General features: G+C 61.1%; 13 protein-coding genes. 8 read left to right on the forward strand and 5 right to left on the reverse strand.

Going from position 1 to position 16,498, the window contains the following annotated elements; all coding sequences use genetic code 11:
* Positions 1-34: 34 nt before the first annotated feature.
* The 7 genes from kduI (at position 35) to BW978_RS07115 (ending at position 10,271) form a co-directional block, all read left to right on the forward strand.
* Positions 35-877, forward strand: coding sequence for a 5-dehydro-4-deoxy-D-glucuronate isomerase (gene kduI / locus BW978_RS07085; protein ID WP_076393617.1), 843 nt, complete (start codon positions 35-37; stop codon positions 875-877).
* A 263-nt stretch (positions 878-1,140) separates the two neighbouring features.
* Positions 1,141-3,681, forward strand: a complete 2,541-nt coding sequence (locus tag BW978_RS07090) for a methyl-accepting chemotaxis protein (protein ID WP_076394874.1) — start codon at positions 1,141-1,143, stop codon at positions 3,679-3,681.
* A gap of 190 nt (positions 3,682-3,871) precedes the next feature.
* Positions 3,872-5,644, forward strand: a complete 1,773-nt coding sequence (locus tag BW978_RS07095) for an ATP-binding protein (protein WP_139330432.1) — start codon at positions 3,872-3,874, stop codon at positions 5,642-5,644.
* Complete coding sequence (locus tag BW978_RS07100; RefSeq protein WP_076393619.1) at positions 5,641-6,990, forward strand: sigma-54-dependent transcriptional regulator; 1,350 nt, start codon at positions 5,641-5,643, stop codon at positions 6,988-6,990. The genes BW978_RS07095 and BW978_RS07100 overlap by 4 nt, the downstream gene beginning before the upstream one ends.
* Before the next feature lie 223 nt (positions 6,991-7,213).
* Positions 7,214-8,194, forward strand: a complete 981-nt coding sequence (locus BW978_RS07105) for a tripartite tricarboxylate transporter substrate binding protein BugD (RefSeq protein ID WP_076393621.1) — start codon at positions 7,214-7,216, stop codon at positions 8,192-8,194.
* Between the two features lie 102 nt (positions 8,195-8,296).
* Entirely contained in the window at positions 8,297-8,755 is a 459-nt protein-coding gene (locus BW978_RS07110) for a tripartite tricarboxylate transporter TctB family protein (protein WP_076393623.1), read from the forward strand.
* Positions 8,756-8,765: 10 nt separating this feature from the next.
* The gene (locus BW978_RS07115; RefSeq protein ID WP_076393625.1) at positions 8,766-10,271 is read left to right on the forward strand and encodes a tripartite tricarboxylate transporter permease; all 1,506 of its coding nucleotides are present in this window, start codon (positions 8,766-8,768) and stop codon (positions 10,269-10,271) included.
* Between the two features lie 49 nt (positions 10,272-10,320).
* Here BW978_RS07115 and BW978_RS07120 read toward each other — a convergent pair whose 3' ends face one another.
* The 4 genes from BW978_RS07120 to BW978_RS07135 form a co-directional block, all read right to left on the reverse strand.
* Positions 10,321-11,424, reverse strand: a complete 1,104-nt coding sequence (locus tag BW978_RS07120) for an ABC transporter substrate-binding protein (protein WP_076393627.1) — start codon at positions 11,422-11,424, stop codon at positions 10,321-10,323.
* Positions 11,421-12,740, reverse strand: a complete 1,320-nt coding sequence (locus BW978_RS07125; protein ID WP_244551914.1) for a sensor histidine kinase — start codon at positions 12,738-12,740, stop codon at positions 11,421-11,423. The genes BW978_RS07120 and BW978_RS07125 overlap by 4 nt, the downstream gene beginning before the upstream one ends.
* A 61-nt stretch (positions 12,741-12,801) precedes the next feature.
* Positions 12,802-13,479 (reverse strand): response regulator transcription factor, encoded by a 678-nt coding sequence (locus BW978_RS07130; RefSeq protein ID WP_076393631.1) that lies wholly within the window; start codon positions 13,477-13,479, stop codon positions 12,802-12,804.
* Positions 13,480-13,587: 108 nt separating this feature from the next.
* On the reverse strand, positions 13,588-13,806 hold the full coding sequence (locus BW978_RS07135; protein ID WP_076393633.1) for a hypothetical protein: 219 nt from the start codon (positions 13,804-13,806) through the stop codon (positions 13,588-13,590).
* Between the two features lie 271 nt (positions 13,807-14,077).
* Between BW978_RS07135 and BW978_RS07140 the strand changes: the two genes are divergently transcribed.
* Positions 14,078-14,773, forward strand: a complete 696-nt coding sequence (locus tag BW978_RS07140) for an EAL domain-containing protein (RefSeq protein WP_348529160.1) — start codon at positions 14,078-14,080, stop codon at positions 14,771-14,773.
* Positions 14,774-14,845: 72 nt separating this feature from the next.
* On the opposite strand, the gene groL is transcribed toward BW978_RS07140, so the two are convergent.
* Positions 14,846-16,471 carry a chaperonin GroEL gene (gene groL, locus BW978_RS07145; protein ID WP_076393637.1) on the reverse strand — a complete coding sequence of 542 codons (1,626 nt, stop codon included), beginning with the start codon at positions 16,469-16,471 and terminating at the stop codon, positions 14,846-14,848.
* Positions 16,472-16,498: the final 27 nt, after the last annotated feature.

A 16,498-nucleotide genomic window follows, 5' to 3' on the forward strand; every position in this document is an offset into this window, starting at 1 on the left:
ATGATGAGTTGACATAACATGTATGGGAGGAATGATGTCGCACACCGATTTTACCAATCGCTTCGCCATCGATCCGTTGACCGCTGCCGGTTTCGGCACGGATGAATTGCGTTCGAATTTTTTGCTGCCGCCGCTCTTCGTGCCGGGCCGCATCCAGCTGCACTATACGAACTACGATCGCATGATCGTCGGCGGGGTCGTGCCGCTCGCCTCGGAGCTGTCGCTCGAAACGATCAAGCCGGCCGGTACACCAGAGCTGCTCGCGCGTCGTGAGATGATTGCGGTCAATATCGGCGGGGCAGGCGTCGTGACGGTTGACGGAGAACGGTTCGAAGCCGGCACCCGGGACATGGTGTATGCCGGTATGGGATCCCAAGTCAGTTTCGCCTCTGTCGCGGCCGATGAGCCTGCAAAGTTCTACCTGCTCAGTGCTCCGGCACATACCCGCCATCCGGCCCGTCACATCGGTATCGGTGACGCCAAGCGGCTCGATCTCGGCGCGCAGGAAACCAGCAACGAACGCTCGATCTTCCAGTTCGTTCACCCCGAAGGCGTGAAAACCTGCCAGTTGGTGGTCGGTATGACAAGCCTTGCCAAGGGGTCGGTCTGGAACACCATGCCCTGCCACATTCATGACCGGCGCATGGAGGTCTATCTCTATTTCGACATGGCGGAAAAATCCCGTGTCTTTCACCTGTTCGGTGAACCGGACGAGACACGCCACATCATCATGAAGAACGAGGAAGCCGTTCTATCGCCCGGCTGGTCGGTCCATTCCGGGGCCGGCACGGCGAATTATTCGTTCATCTGGGCCATGGCCGGCGATAATGTCGACTATACCGATGTCGATGCGGTCGCCATTGAGGATATGCGCTGACACACTCCTCCCATTCGCGAGGAGAGGTTAACTTGGGCATGCGGGATCGTCCATCTCGCGTGCCCTGATTCTGTGCTTAATTTCTATTTTAGGTTGTGGGTCGACCGTTCGTTCGGATCGGTCTCCAGCACTGCCGATGCGCCAATCTGAGCGGTCTTATTAAACTCATATTAGTCTTCCTTGCCCATGCTCCCTCCGATTCAGACATGGACTTCGACGACAGCGAACTTTGCTCGTCGCCGATGTCGGAGGAGACCAAGACCGTGTTCATTGACCGTATATTGTCGCGCTTTAACATCCAGACGAAGGTGCTGATTTTCATTCTGCCTTTCGTCATCAGCATTTCCGCCGTCGGCTTTACCGGGCTCTATGCATCGGGACTGCTGCAGGGCCGCATCGAAATCTCGAACAGCGTGCTTCAGTCTTTGAGCGGTTTCCGCGACGTCTCCGCCTCCATGAGCAGCTTTCTCGCCAATACGACCGAAGAGGCCAAGGCCGACCTGACCAGTCGCCTCGAGCAGCAGCGACGCGATCTGGACAGCACGCTTGCGCAGTTGGCTCCCGACGCCGACGGTCGTGGTGAACTGGAAGAGGCCGGCAAGCTGATCGATCAGGTCTTTGTCCATATCGACGATCTCTGGAGGCTCCACGCGTCCGAGACCGCCCTTGTCGAGACCCTTCAGCGGGGAGGCAAGCAGGTGGTCGTCGCTCAGGGACGCGTCACGGCCGCCATGGCTACCATGGAGCGCGCCGTCCAGGCGGATGACGCTGCAGCCAAGACCATGCTGCGCGACGCCGAAAGCATTCGCAGCACCGGCACTTTCCTCACCGAAACCAATTCCGCTTTTGCCAAGGCCAAGACACCGGATGAGAAATTCGCTGTCATCGGGGAGCGCATCGATGAAATCCTTGCCCGCCAGCAGGTGCTGGCGGAGGTGCTGCCGAAGGCGAACCTGTCGGCCGCCAAGACGCTGGAAAAGATCGGCGGTGACCTGAAGGCAGCGCTTGCCAGCAATGATAGGTCCGAGGATGCGCTCAAAAGCATGACCGGTCAGCTGCGCAATTTCACGCAACTCAATGCCTATCTCGGCCTCGCAGCACAGCAGAAGATGAAGGAAGCGACGATCAAGTTCGGCGAACTCGATGCACCGCTTGCCAAGGCCCAGGCCGTCATCGAAGACGGGCGGCAGGTCATGGCCGCCGGCTACGCCGTGCAGATCATGATGGCCCGTTTCCTGCTGGAGCCGACCGAGCAGAACCGCATGCTGCTGGAGCAGCAGTTCAACGCGGTGAAAAAGTTCCTTGGCGCACTGGACAAGACCGCTGCGGATCAGCCGATCCTGATGCAAGTGAAGAAGGATCTCGGCCCCGCTGTCGATACGATGATTGGCGCGAGTGCTGAACTCGTAAAGGTGAGCCAGGAACGGAAGGCAAGCTTCGAAGAGGCGGCCGCTGACCTCAACATCATCTGGCAGCAACTCACGACCTTCGCCGAAATGCAGAAGGTTTCGGCTGGGCAGGAACGTCAGGAAGCCAACTCGATTTCCATCAGCGCAACGGCGCTCGGCATCCTGATCTCAATCTTCGCCGGCATCGGGCTTGTCATGACCTTCAAGGGGCCGATCGGCCAGATCACTGGCGCCATGCGTCGCCTGGCCGAAGGTGTTCTCGATACTAAAATCAACGGCGAAGCCCGTGTTGACGAGATCGGCGAAATGGCGCGTGCGCTCGGCGTCTTCAAGCAGAACGCACTCTCGAAGATCGAAATCGAAAGCCGCAGCGAAGCCGAACGCGCTCAGGCGGAGGAGGAACGCCGCCGCAACGATCTCGAAAAGCAGGAGATCGATCGCCAGATCGACTTCGCCGTCAATGCGCTGGCCACCGGTCTCGGCCGTCTCGCCAAGGGCGATATCTCCGAAACCATCGATACGCCGTTCCACGGCCGTCTCGAGCAGTTGCGCAATGATTTCAACCAGTCGCTCGAGCACCTGCAGGATACGATGACGCAGATCCGCTCGAATACCTGCATGATCCAGCGCAACGCCGCCGAGATGAGCAGTGCAGCCGACCAACTCGCCAAGCGCACCGAGCAGCAGGCGGCTTCGCTCGAAGAAACGGCCGCTGCCGTCGACGAGATCACGGTGACCGTCAAGTCGTCTGCGGAGCGGGCCGAGGAAGTGAACAACATCGTCGCTGATACCAAGGGCCGTGCGGACACATCGTCGACGGTTGTCGGAAATGCCATCGACGCCATGGGCCGGATTGAAGATGCCTCGGGCCAGATCGTCCAGATCATCGACGTGATCGACGAGATCGCCTTCCAGACGAACCTGCTGGCACTTAACGCCGGCATCGAAGCGGCACGTGCGGGCGAGGCCGGCAAGGGCTTCGCCGTCGTCGCCCAGGAAGTCCGCGAGCTTGCCCAGCGTTCGGCGGGTGCAGCGCAGCAGATCAAGGACCTTATTCATAAGTCGAGCACGGAAGTCTCGGCCGGATCCAAGCTGGTGCAGCAGACTGGTGCAGTGCTCGCCGAGATCTCGGCCAATATCATCACGGTTGCCGACCGCGTCTCGGTCATCGCCATGGCGAGCCGTGATCAGTCGAACGGGCTGGCGGAGGTCAACTCCTCCGTCAACGAGATGGACCAGATGACCCAGCGCAATGCTGCCATGGTCGAAGAGACCAATGCTGCAACGCGCCAGCTGGCCGACGAGGCAGATGCATTGATGCAGCTCGTCAACCAGTTCAAGCTCGCACCGGAAGGTCGTCGTCCGTCCGCGCATTCCCACAGCCGCGCGGCCTGATTGCCGCAAAGCCCTGCCATGTTTGGAGCCGCCGGACCCGCAAAGGCCCGGCGGCTTTTTCGTGAGCCGAGGCGTGTTCGCAAGCCGGCTTGGAAAGCGACAGTCAGCTCGCTATCCTTGCGCCGTGAGGAGACAGCCCGTGACGACAGCAACGATACCACCTGCGCGACGACTGGCCGTGGCACGGCGCATGATCCTCGCGCTCGTGCTGATCCTCATTGCTGCAAGCCTTGCGCTCGCCACCATCGGCAACCGGCTCCTCACGCTCAACGTCATGGCGGAGGCTTCGCTGCAGGCCAACAGCGCCTTGCGTCTGGCGACTTCGGCGCTCTCAGGCCATCTCAGCCGCTATGAGACCTTGCCGGCGCTGATCGCCGACCACGAGGACATGAAGGAACTCATCCTTGATCCTGGCAATCCGGCACTCCGGCAGGCGGCCAATCTCTATCTCAAGGAAATCAACACGCTGCTCGAATCCTCCGACATCTATGTGATGACGATGGACGGCAATACGATTGCCGCGAGCAATTTCGACGGTGCGGCGAGCTTTGTCGGCGAGAACTTCATCTACCGTCCCTATTTCTTCGAAGCAGCCGCCGGCAAGCAGGCGCGTTTCTACGCACTCGGCACGACCTCGGCCAAGCGCGGCTACTATTTCTCAGCGCCGATCACGGTGGATGGGACGGTCCGTGGCGTCATCGCTTTCAAGGTCGACATCGAGGGCATCGAAACATCCTGGCGGGGTGGGGAGTACAAAATCCTCGTGCATGATCCCGAGGGGATCATTTTCATGACCGGAAATCCCGAATGGCTCTATGCCTCGGTGCTGCCGCTCACGCCGGAGAGACTGGAACGGACGACCGCTTCGCGGCGCTATTCCGATGCCGTTTTGCGGGAGTTGCCGATCAAACGCAGTGCGCTTGATGATCATGTGTTGATGACCGTCAGCCAGGGAGCCGGATCTCGTGAGTATCTTGTTCTCGAACAATACATGCCGGACGCCGACTGGACAGTGAAGGTCCTCTTCGACACCGGCACCATCCATGCCCAGGCGCGGACCATGCTGGTCGCCATTCTACTCTTCCTCTGCCTGTTTGGACTGGGGCTTGCTGTCGTCATCCAGCGCCGTGCCCGGCTGCAGGAGCGCATGCATATGCAGATCGAGGCGCAGGCTGAACTGGAGCGGCGGGTCGAGGAGCGCACCGCCGATCTCGCCCGCGTCAACCTGCAGCTCCGCCAGACGCAGGCCGACCTCATTCAGGCCGGCAAGCTTGCAGGTCTCGGTCAGATGTCGGCTGCCCTTTCACACGAATTCAACCAGCCGCTTGCCGCCGCCAAGACCTATGCCGACAGCGCGACCATGCTGATCGATCGCGACCGGATCTCCGAGGCGCGGGACAATCTGGGACGTATTTCCAATCTCATCGACCGGATGGCTTCTATCTCAAGGCACCTGCGGAACTTTGCGCGCAAGCCGAACGAGAAGCTCAGCGCCATCTCGATCGAGGAGGTGGTGGAAGAGACACTCGAAATCGTCTCCGCGCGCCTCGGTACGGCGGATGCGACGCTTGCATTGAACTTCGAGCCGGGGCTCCCACCTGTCCAGGGTGGATCCGTTCGCCTGCAACAGGTGCTCGTCAATATCCTGACCAATGCCTGCGACGCGGTCGAAGGGCTCGATGATCGCGCGATAGAACTTTCGGCGCGCCAGGAGAATGGGCGCGTGGTGATCGAGATCGTCGATCGGGGACCGGGTGTGCCGCCGGCGATCATGGAGCGCATCTTTGATCCGTTCTTCACCACAAAGGGTGTCGGCAAGGGCCTTGGGCTCGGCCTTTCGATTTCCTACAATATCATCAAGGATTTCGGCGGAAGCCTGACGGTTCGGGAGCGTGAGGGTGGCGGCGCCCTGTTCCGGATCGATCTCCTGGAAGCGGAAGCACTGCACGAGGCGGCGGAATGAATTCAGGTCTGGTGTTGCTCGTCGATGACGAGGAGGAGCTGCGCTTCTCCACCAGTCAGGCGCTGGAACTGCATGGTCTGCAGGTCAAGGCCTTTGCCTCAGGCGACGAGATCCTTTCGCGGGTTGGCTTCGGCTTCGATGGCGTGGTTGTCAGTGATATCCGTATGCCGGGCATGGACGGAATGACGCTCCTCCACCGCATCCGGGAACTGGATCACGAAATCCCCGTCATTCTGGTGACGGGCCACGGCGAGGTGCAGCTCGCCGTCAAGGCGATGCGTGAAGGGGCCTATGACTTCATCGAGAAGCCGTTTGCCAGCCAGGCGCTCGCCGGTGTCGTCCGACATGCGCTCGACCGCCGGTCCCTCGTGCTCGAGAACCGGCGCTTGAGGGCGGTCGCGGGCAAGCGCGACGATATCGAGACGCGGCTTCCGGGGCGCACTCCTGTCATGGTCGACCTGCGTTACCGGGTGAGAGCGATCGGTGCGACGGAGGCGGATGCGCTGATCATTGGCGAGACCGGTGCGGGCAAGGAGGTCGTGGCACGCAGCCTGCACGATATAAGCGCCCGGGCGAAAGCCCCCTTTCTCGCCATCAACTGTGCTTCGCTTCCGGAGACGCTGATCGAAAGCGAGCTCTTTGGCCACGAAGCCGGTGCCTTTCCGGGCGCGATCCGTGCGCGTTACGGCAAGTTCGAACATGGCCGCGGGGGGACGATCCTGCTCGATGAAATCGGTTCCATGCCCTTTGACCTGCAGGCAAAGTTCTTGCGCGTGCTGCAGGAGCGTACCATCACCCGGCTCGGTTCGAACGAGACGGTGCCGCTCGACGTCCGCTTCCTGGCCACCAGCAAGGTCGATCTCGAAAGGGAGGTGGCAGCCGGGCGCTTCCGAGCGGATCTCTTCTACCGGCTGAATGTCGTGACACTCCGCGTGCCCTCGCTTGCGCAGCGGCGGGCCGACATTCCGCTGCTCTTTCTGCATCTCGTGCGTGAAGCGTCTGCACGCTATGGCCGCGATGACATGGAGGTGGAGCCGGAGATCCTATCCGAGATCGCGGAGCGCGACTGGCCGGGCAATGTGCGCGAGTTGCGGAATGCGGCCGATCGGCTGGTGCTCGGGCTGGAAACCGGGCTCGACAGTGCGGCGGCACTTGAAACGGCGAATACGCGCCTGGCGGACAAGGTGGCGGCCTATGAGAAACAGCTGATCGCCAATGCCATCACGGCCCATGGCGGATCACTTCGGCCGGTCTACGAACAGCTCGGAATCTCCCGCAAGACGCTTTACGAGAAGATGCAGAAGCACGGGCTCGACAAGAGCCTGGCCTTTGATGGCAGGGACTAGGCGCGCGCGCTACCGCTACCTCCTCAGGAAATGGGTGGAATCCCACACATCCTTAGCGCCGCTTGGGCGGAAACCCACCCATGTTGCGGCGCGATAGCTCACAAAAGCTTGCTGCAGAAGTGACCGGGCGATTGTGACGCGGTCGCGCCTGAAGAAGATCAGGCCATCCAATGCCGGGCGGGAGGAGCCGAACCGGCAGGATCAATTGAACCGGGAGGATATCATGACTTTCTTCAAGTCGCTCTTCAGCGCGACTGCCATTGCGGCAACCTTCATCGCAGCATCTGCATCAGCCCAGACCTATCCCGAGCGTTCGATCACCATGGTGGTCCCGTTTGCGGCGGGTGGTCCGACGGATACCGTCGCGCGTCTCGTTGCTGAATCCATGTCCAAGGATCTCGGCCAGCAGGTCCTGGTCGAGAATGTCGGCGGCGCCGGTGGCACGCTGGGTGCAGGTCGTGTCGCGAGCGCGGAGCCGGATGGCTACACCATTCTTCTTCACCACATCGGCATGGCGACCAGCGCGAGCCTTTATCGCAAACTCGCCTATGATCCGCTGAACGCCTTCGACTATGTCGGTCTCGTCACCGATGTTCCGATGACCATCGTTGCCCGCAAGGACTTCGAGCCGACCGATCTCAAGGGTCTCGTCGACTATGTGAAGGCCAACAAGGACACGGTCACCGTGGCCAATGCCGGCATCGGTGCAGCCTCGCATCTCTGTGGCATGCTGTTCATGAGCCAGATCGAGACACCGGTCGTCACCGTTCCCTACAAGGGCACCGGTCCGGCGATGACGGATCTGCTCGGCGGCCAGGTCGACATCATGTGCGACCAGACCACCAACACGACGAAGCAGATCCAGGGCGGCACGATCAAGGCTTACGCGGTGACCTCGGCCGAGCGTCTTTCGGTTCTCCCGGATGTCCCCACTGCTGCCGAAGGTGGCCTCAACGACTTCCAGGTTGGCATCTGGCACGGCGTCTACACGCCTAAGGGTACGCCGGCTGAAGCGATCGAGAAGCTCAACGCCTCGCTCAAGAAGGCCCTCAAGGACGAGAACGTCGTCGCCCGCTTCGCTGAACTCGGCACCGCACCTTCGCCGGACAGCGATGTGACTTCCGCGGCCCTCAAGGCCAAGCTCGAAGGCGAAATCGCCCGTTGGAAGCCGGTCATCGAAGCTGCCGGCCAGTACGCCGACTGATCCATCCACATCTGCGCGGATCCGGTCTTGTGACCGGGTCCGCGACTTGTCGTGCCGGTCGGCCAGTTCCAAGGCCCTCCGCGCCTTTTGTCGGGGGACATCATGAAATCCTTACGCTTCGACACGGCCAACTTGCTTTGCGGTCTGCTGTTCATCGGGCTTGGCCTCTTCTTCGTCATTCAATCCTTGTCGCTGGAACTCGGAACTGCCTTTCGCATGGGGCCGGGTTATTTCCCACTCGTGCTTGCCGGTGTACTGACGCTTCTCGGCGTCGTCATTCTCGTCCAGTCGGTGAACGTCAGCGGAGAGGTCATCGGCGCAATCGCCTGGCGCGGTATGATCTTCATCCTGCCGGCACCGATCGTCTTTGGCCTGCTGGTTCGCGGCGCCGGCTTCGTTCCGGCACTCTTCGTTGCCGCCTTCATCGCAAGCTTTGCCTCTGAACGGATCCGTGTCCCCGCGGCGCTCGCGCTGGCGACCGGCATCACCTTCTTCTCGGTCCTCGTGTTCAGCTACGGCCTCGGCCTGCCGTTCGAACGCTTTGGCCCCTGGTTCCGTTGAGGAAGCGACCATGGATTTCATCAGCAATCTTGCCCTCGGTTTCGCGACCGCCGGTTCCATCGAGAACCTGTTCTTCTGCCTTATCGGTGTCATCCTGGGGACCTTGATCGGCGTTCTTCCCGGCATCGGTGCGACAGCCACGATCGCCATGCTCCTGCCAATCACGTTCCAGCTTGAGCCTGTCTCGTCGCTGATCATGCTCGCCGGCATCTATTACGGCGCGCAATACGGCGGCTCGACCACGGCGATCCTGATCAACATGCCGGGTGAGTCTTCTTCCGCCGTCACCGCCATCGATGGCTACCAGATGGCCCGCAAGGGAAGGGCAGGGGCTGCACTTGCCATTGCCGCTATCGGTTCGTTTTTCGCCGGGACTGTCTCTACGTTTCTGGTCGCAATCTTCGCGCCGCCGCTGACTGCAGTCGCACTCGAATTCGGTGCGGCGGAATACTTCTCGTTGATGATCGTCGGCCTCGTCTCGTCGATCGCACTCGCCCATGGCTCGATCATCAAGGCGCTGGCGATGGTGTCCCTCGGCCTGCTGCTCGGACTTGTCGGCACGGATATCTATTCGGGAACGCCCCGCTTCACGATGGGCATCACCGAATATGCGGACGGCCTGAATTTCGTTGCCGTGGCTGTCGGTGTCTTCGGTGTCGCTGAAATCCTGCGCAACCTCGAAAGCGACCGCAACCGCTCGGTGCTGGTGACCAAGGTTACAGGCCTGATGCCGACACGGGACGACTTCAGGCGCATGGTCTGGCCCGTCTTGCGCGGGACGGGCATCGGTTCCGCGCTCGGCATCCTGCCGGGCGGCGGTGCGATCCTGGCCTCCTTCGCCTCCTACACGGTCGAAAAGCGCATGGCGAAGAACCCTGAGGAGTTCGGGCATGGCGCGATCGAAGGGGTTGCGGGTCCGGAATCTGCCAACAATGCCGGCGCGCAGACCTCGTTCATTCCTCTTCTGACGCTGGGTATTCCCGCCAACCCGGTCATGGCGCTGATGGTCGGGGCAATGATCATCCAGGGCATCGTGCCGGGACCGAATGTTGCCAGCGAACAGCCGGCTCTGTTCTGGGGCATCATTGCGTCTATGTGGATCGGCAACCTGATGCTGCTGGTGTTGAACCTGCCGCTGATCGGGCTCTGGGTGAAGCTGCTGACGATCCCTTATTACGTGCTCTTCCCGATCATCATGGCGTTCTGCTCGATCGGGGTCTACAGCGTCAACGGCAATATCTACGACCTCTATGCGGTCGCCTTCTTCGGGCTCATCGGCTATGTGCTGGTCAAGCTGCGCTGCGAGCCGGCACCCTTGCTGCTCGGCTTCGTCCTTGGGCCATTGCTCGAAGAAAACCTGCGGCGCGCGATGATCCTCTCACGCGGCGATCCGTCGACCTTCGTCACCCGACCGATCAGCTTGACACTGCTGCTGATCGCCCTTGCTGTGCTGGTCATCGTCTTCCTCCCGAGCGTCAAGAAGAAGCGCGAGGAGGTCTTCCAGGAAGAGGACTGAGGTCGATCATCCTGTTGCTTTCGAAGGCTGGCGGCGACGCCAGCCTTTTTTATTGCTGGGGTACACCGGGCGCGAAGAGCGAGCTCCAGTTGCGGATGAACTCTTCGCGTGTTGCGCGATCCTGGGCGGCAAGCAGGGCCGGGCCAACACGGATCGGTCTGCCGATGCCGGATTCGATCAGCGAGATCGGACCGTCCACGCCCGGGGGCAGGGGGGCGTTTTCCGCAAAGTAGAAGGCTTTCTCCCGCGCCACCTTCTGGCCGCGCTCGGAAACCAGATAGTCGACGAAGCGGGCGGCGAGATCCGGCTGTGGCGAATGCGTCGGGATCATTGCGCCGCGGGTCAGGATCAGTGTGTAGTCGCGGGGTACGACAACGCGCATGTCATTGTTGCGCAGATAGCGCGCATAGGCATAGGAGCCGAGGATATTGTAGGCGATCTTCAGCCTGCCTTCCTCGATCAGATCGAGCACTTCCTTGTTACAGCAACTCGTCACCACCTGGGCGCGGCTGAAGCTCTCCAAGAGGCGGCCATAACTCGTCGGTGCCTGCTGGGCATCGTGGAAGGCGAGGAGATAGCCGACGCCCGACAGCTGAACATTGTAGGTGCCGATCCGGGTCCAGTATTCGTCCGGTTTGCGGCGCAAGAGTTCGGCGATCTCGACATGGGAGCGCGGCACGTCTTCCGGTGGCACCTGGGAGGCGTCATAGACGATGACGGCGGGCTCGAAGGCAAAGCCGAAGATTTCGTCGCGCCAGTTGGCCCAAGCCGATACACGCTCTGTTTCCTCCGACTGGTGGGACCTGGCGCAGCCGTCATTGGCGAGCTTGACGAGATGGTCGACCGACGAGGAAATCCAGAGGTCGCCGTGACTCGTCTGCTGGCGACAGGCCAGTTCTGCCTCGCGGAAGAGATCGTTGCTGACATAGTCGTTGAATTCGACGGTCACATCGCGCGCCGTTTCCTGGAAGTCCCGGATCAGCGGTGCAATGACGTCGGCGTCTGTCACCCCGTTGATCACAAGTCTTGTCCGCTCCTGTCCAGGTGCGGGGAAGACAGAGCGCTCACCCTCAAGAGCGAGAGCCGAGGTCGAGGCCAGGGCCGCCGCTACAAAGCCCGACACCACGGCGCGGAACATCGTCGACAGGTTCATGCGTTTGGCCTCGCATCGATCAGGGGAAGTTCAAGAAAGGTGGTGAAGCCTGTCCCGGGTGTCCGTTCGCGGAAGGCCAGCGCACCGTTCAGCGTTGTGGCCACCTCAGAGGCGATGGCGAAGCCGAGGCCGGAGCTGCCTTCGCCTGACTTTGACGAGACGAAGCGTCGGGTCACTTGCGCCCAGTCCTGCGCCGGGATGCCGGGGCCATCATCTTCAACCTCGACCAGAACGAAATCGCCGCGCCGGATCACGCGCACCGCAAGGCTCGACACCACACCATGGCGCAGCGAGTTGTCGATGACGTTGACGATCGCTTCGCGCAGGCTCAAGCCATCTCCGAGCACCATCAGCGGCTCCGGCGGCGCCTCGAAGGAGACGACGATGTCAGGGTCGATGGTGATCGGGACGGCGGCGCGGAAGGCTTTACGCGCGACATCGACGACGTCGATCGGCGAGAGTTGCACGGAATCGAAACGGTGGATGACCATGGCATGGTTGAGCAATTGCGTGGTGAAGCGCGCAAGCTCCGATGCCCGGTTCTTCACCCGGTCGAGGTGACGGCGGTCGTTCTCCGAAAGCGCTTCTTCGTTGATCAGGCTGACCTGGGCCGATAATGCCGTCAGGGGGGTGCGGATCTGATGGGCGCTGTCGGCGATGAAGCGCTGCAAGAGCTGCAATCGATCATCCAGTCGGCCCATGAAGTGGTTGATGGATTCCACGAAGGGGGAGAGCTCGCGAGGCACGTCGACGGCGAGCGGTGTCAGGTCCTGGCTGTCGCGGCGGCGAAGCGTGTCGCCGAGTGCATCGAGCGGCCGTAGCGAATAACGCACGGCAAGAATTGTCCCTCCGAGCGCAAGCAGGCTCATGACCCCGACCAGCGCTAGGGCACGGGTCGTCAATTCGGTCGTCAGTTCCTGGCGGGCCTCGATGGTCTGGGCGATCAGGACCTTGGCCCAACCACCGAGCAAGGGATCGGCAATCGCGCGGCTCGCTGCCACCATGCGCACCGGCTGATCGCGGAAGCGTGAGGTCTGGAACAGAGTGTCGGTGCGGGCATTGGCGGTGTCGGTCGGAAACTCAAGGTCTTCGTAACCGGTCAGTGTCGAGGCGTCGGGCGCCATGACGCGGTAGAAGATTTTGTCTCTCGGTGCGAGGCCGAGCAGTTCAAAGGCGCTCGGCGGCAGGTCGACCGTGATGCGGCCCTCTTCGACCACCAGGCTGTCGAGGATCTGGATCGCCGCGCCCTGCAAGAGCCGGTCATAGGCCTCGTCGGCGGCTGCACGGGCATATAGCCACGCCGCTGTCATCAGCATCGCTGCGCCCCCCGCAAGCACCACGGCGACGCGGATTACGAGGCGAGCAAAGAGGGAGCGCCTAGTCCTCTGCATCTGACACCAACTGATAACCCACGCCACGCACGGTCACGATGCGAGCCTTCGCCCCTTCCAGCTTCTTTCTCAGGCGTCCGACATAGAGTTCTATTGCATTCGGCCCTGCCGGTTCGTCGAAGCCGAAGAGCTGGTCGAGCAATTGATCCTTGCTGAAGACGCGTCCCGGACGGCTTGCCAGGATTTCGAGCAGGGTCATTTCGCGGCGCTTCAGTTGAACCTCGCGGTTGCCGACCTTGACCGTCCGCTGGGTGCGGTCGAGCAGCACATCACCGCAGGCAATCACGTTGGTTGCCTCGCCACCGGCGTGTCGTCGCAGCAGCACACGGGCGCGGGCTTCGAGTTCCCGGAAGTCGAAGGGTTTCACCAGGTAATCATCCGCCCCAAGGTCGAGTGCGCCGACGCGATCGTCGATTTCCGAACGGGCCGTCAACACGAGGACAGGCACGGTCGAGCCCTGGTCGCGCATTCGCTTCAGGATCGAGAAGCCGTCCATGCCCGGCAGCATGACATCCAGGATCACCAGATCATATTCGGTAAAATCGAGGATCTCGGAAGCCGCACGGCCGTTTGTCTCCCAATCGACCGTGTGGCCGATGGTTTCAAAGCGGCGAGAGATGGCCTCTCCGACGTCGAGCGTGTCTTCCACGAGCAGAATGCGCATGGACGGACGCTCGCATGTCTGACTGCTGCGATCAAGGTGAGCCAGCACGTCCGTCGACCTTGGGGAAGCGAACTGAGCGGGTGCCCATTCGCCTGCCTGGGCCGCGTCTCAGGCCTGGGCGTCCATGGATGCCATCGCGTCTGTAGACGGCGATTTCATGGCTTCGATCAGCGATGCCATGATCGCAGTCCGAAGCGCGTAGGTATTTGCTGTGGTCTTCTTGTGATCCAGTCTCTGCGCCGCAACGACCAGATTTGCGCCCTGCTGCATGACGATCTGTTGAGCCCGGACCATCGCCCAGGTCTCGATATCGGTCTGTTCCCTCATGTCCGCATCCCCAGCTAAGTCATTTAGCTCGTGAGGCTTTCTCGAATCAGCCTCGTGTTCGAGGATATTCGATTATCTCGATTCGTTAAATCAGCAATCCAAAAAAGGTCATGAATAACGGAGCAAGACGGTTGCTTCCTCGGAAACTGGTTGCGTAGCAGCTTTCAAGCTTCCTTAAGACGGTTGTGTTTTTGTTGAGAAGCATAAATTAGGAGCCGCGATGACCTGCCAGGGTTGCAAAAATGGAACCGCCTTCGAGTCGCGATTTTCGATGGCATTTCAGCCGATCATCGACACCCGGCGTCGTGAAGTTTTCGCCCATGAGGCACTCGTTCGTGGCCTTGATGGCAGCGGTGCCGTATCGGTGCTCTCGCTGGTCGATCCCGACAATCGTTACGCATTCGACCAGCAATGCCGGGTACGCGCGATCGAATTGGCCGCGAGCCTCTTTCCTCGGAACCGGATGCCGCACCTGTCGATCAATTTCATGCCGAATGCCGTGTACGAGCCACGTGCCTGCATTCGCCAGACGCTCGAGACCGCACGGCGGACGGACTTTCCTCTCGACCGCATAATTTTCGAGTTTACCGAGGTTGAGAAACTCGACACGGCGCATCTCCTCAATATCCTGAGAAGCTATCGCGAGATCGGCTTCAAGACGGCCATCGATGATTTTGGTGCCGGCTATTCCGGCCTCAACCTTCTGACCCGATTCCAGCCCGATCTGGTGAAGCTCGACATGGATCTTATCCGCGGCATCGACACCGATAGCGTGAAGCAGATCGTTGTCAGCCGTACCCTCGACATGCTGCGAGAACTTGGCGTTACCGCTGTCTGTGAGGGTGTGGAGACGGCGGGCGAACTTCAGATGTTGACGGATCTCGGCGTGGATCTGATCCAGGGCTATTATATTGCTCGGCCGACCTTCGAGGGCCTCAGCCCTGTTCCGACTGCGCTCGCGGCCTGAGCATTCTCGTCGTAAATGGAAAAAGGGCCGCCCTCTGGAGCGGCCCTTCCTCGTTCAGAGATCTTCGACAGCTCAGAAGTCCATGCCGCCTGCCGGCATCGCCGGGGCCGCTTCCTTCTTCGGCTTTTCGGCGATCATCGCCTCAGTCGTGATCAGGAGGCCAGCAACGGAGGCTGCATCCTGCAGCGCGGTGCGGACCACCTTAGCGGGATCGATGACGCCCTGGGCGAAGAGGTCGCCATAGTCGCCGGTCTGGGCATTCCAGCCATAGGCGAAGTCGGGCTTCTCGCGCAGCTTGCCGACGATGATCGAGCCTTCGGCGCCGGCATTCTCAGCGATCTGACGGACCGGGGCCTCGATCGCACGGCGGATGATGTCGATGCCGACGCGCTGGTCTTCATTGGCGGTCTTCAGGTTTTCGAGCGCCTTGACCGAACGCAGCAGGGCGACACCGCCACCCGGCAGTACGCCTTCCTCGACAGCGGCACGCGTTGCGTGCAGGGCGTCGTCGACGCGGTCCTTCTTCTCCTTCACCTCGACTTCGGTCGAGCCGCCGACGCGGATGACGGCAACGCCACCCGCAAGCTTTGCCAGACGCTCCTGCAACTTCTCGCGGTCGTAGTCGGAGGAGGTTTCCTCGATCTGCGCCTTTATCTGGGCCACGCGGCCGTCGATCTCGGTTTTGGAGCCGGCGCCATTGATGACAGTGGTGTTTTCCTTGTCGATCGTGACCTTCTTCGACCGGCCGAGCATGTTCAGCGTGACGTTCTCGAGCTTGATGCCGAGGTCTTCCGAGATCACCGTGCCACCGGTCAAGATGGCGATGTCCTCGAGCATGGCCTTGCGACGGTCGCCGAAGCCCGGAGCCTTGACGGCTGCCACCTTGAGACCTCCGCGCAGCTTGTTGACGACGAGGGTCGCAAGCGCTTCTCCTTCGACGTCTTCGGCGATGATGACGAGCGGCTTGCCCGACTGGACGACGGCTTCGAGAACCGGCAGCAGGGCCTGCAGGTTCGAGAGCTTCTTCTCGTGGATCAGGATGTAGGGATCGTCGAGCTCGACGCGCATCTTCTCCTGATTGGTCACGAAATAGGGGCTGAGATAACCGCGGTCGAACTGCATACCTTCGACGACTTCGAGTTCTGTCTCGGCGGTCTTGGCTTCCTCGACGGTGATCACGCCGTCATTGCCGACCTTCTCCATCGCTTCGGCCAGATAGCGGCCGATCTCGGTATCGCCGTTGGCCGAGATGGTACCGACCTGGGCGATCTCGGCATTGTTGGAGATCTTGCGGGCATTGGCCTTCAGTTCGGCAACGACGGCTTCTACGGCAAGATCGACGCCGCGCTTTAGGTCCATCGGGTTCATGCCTGATGCGACGGCCTTGGCACCTTCCTTAACGATCGCCTGGGCAAGAACGGTCGCGGTGGTCGTCCCGTCACCGGCGAGGTCGTTGGTTTTGGAGGCCACTTCGCGCAGCATCTGTGCGCCCATGTTCTCGAACTTGTCTTCCAGTTCAATTTCCTTGGCAACGGAGACGCCGTCCTTGGTGATGCGGGGTGCGCCAAAGGACTTGTCGATGACGACGTTGCGGCCCTTTGGGCCCAGCGTCACCTTCACGGCATTGGCGAGGATGTCGACGCCACGCAGCATCTTCTCGCGGGCATCGGTATTAAATTTCACTTCTTTTGCAGCCATGGTTCACTCCTCAAAGGCAAATGATGA

The sequence above is a fragment of the Rhizobium sp. RU33A genome, from assembly GCF_900156055.1.
GTDB lineage: Bacteria > Pseudomonadota > Alphaproteobacteria > Rhizobiales > Rhizobiaceae > Allorhizobium.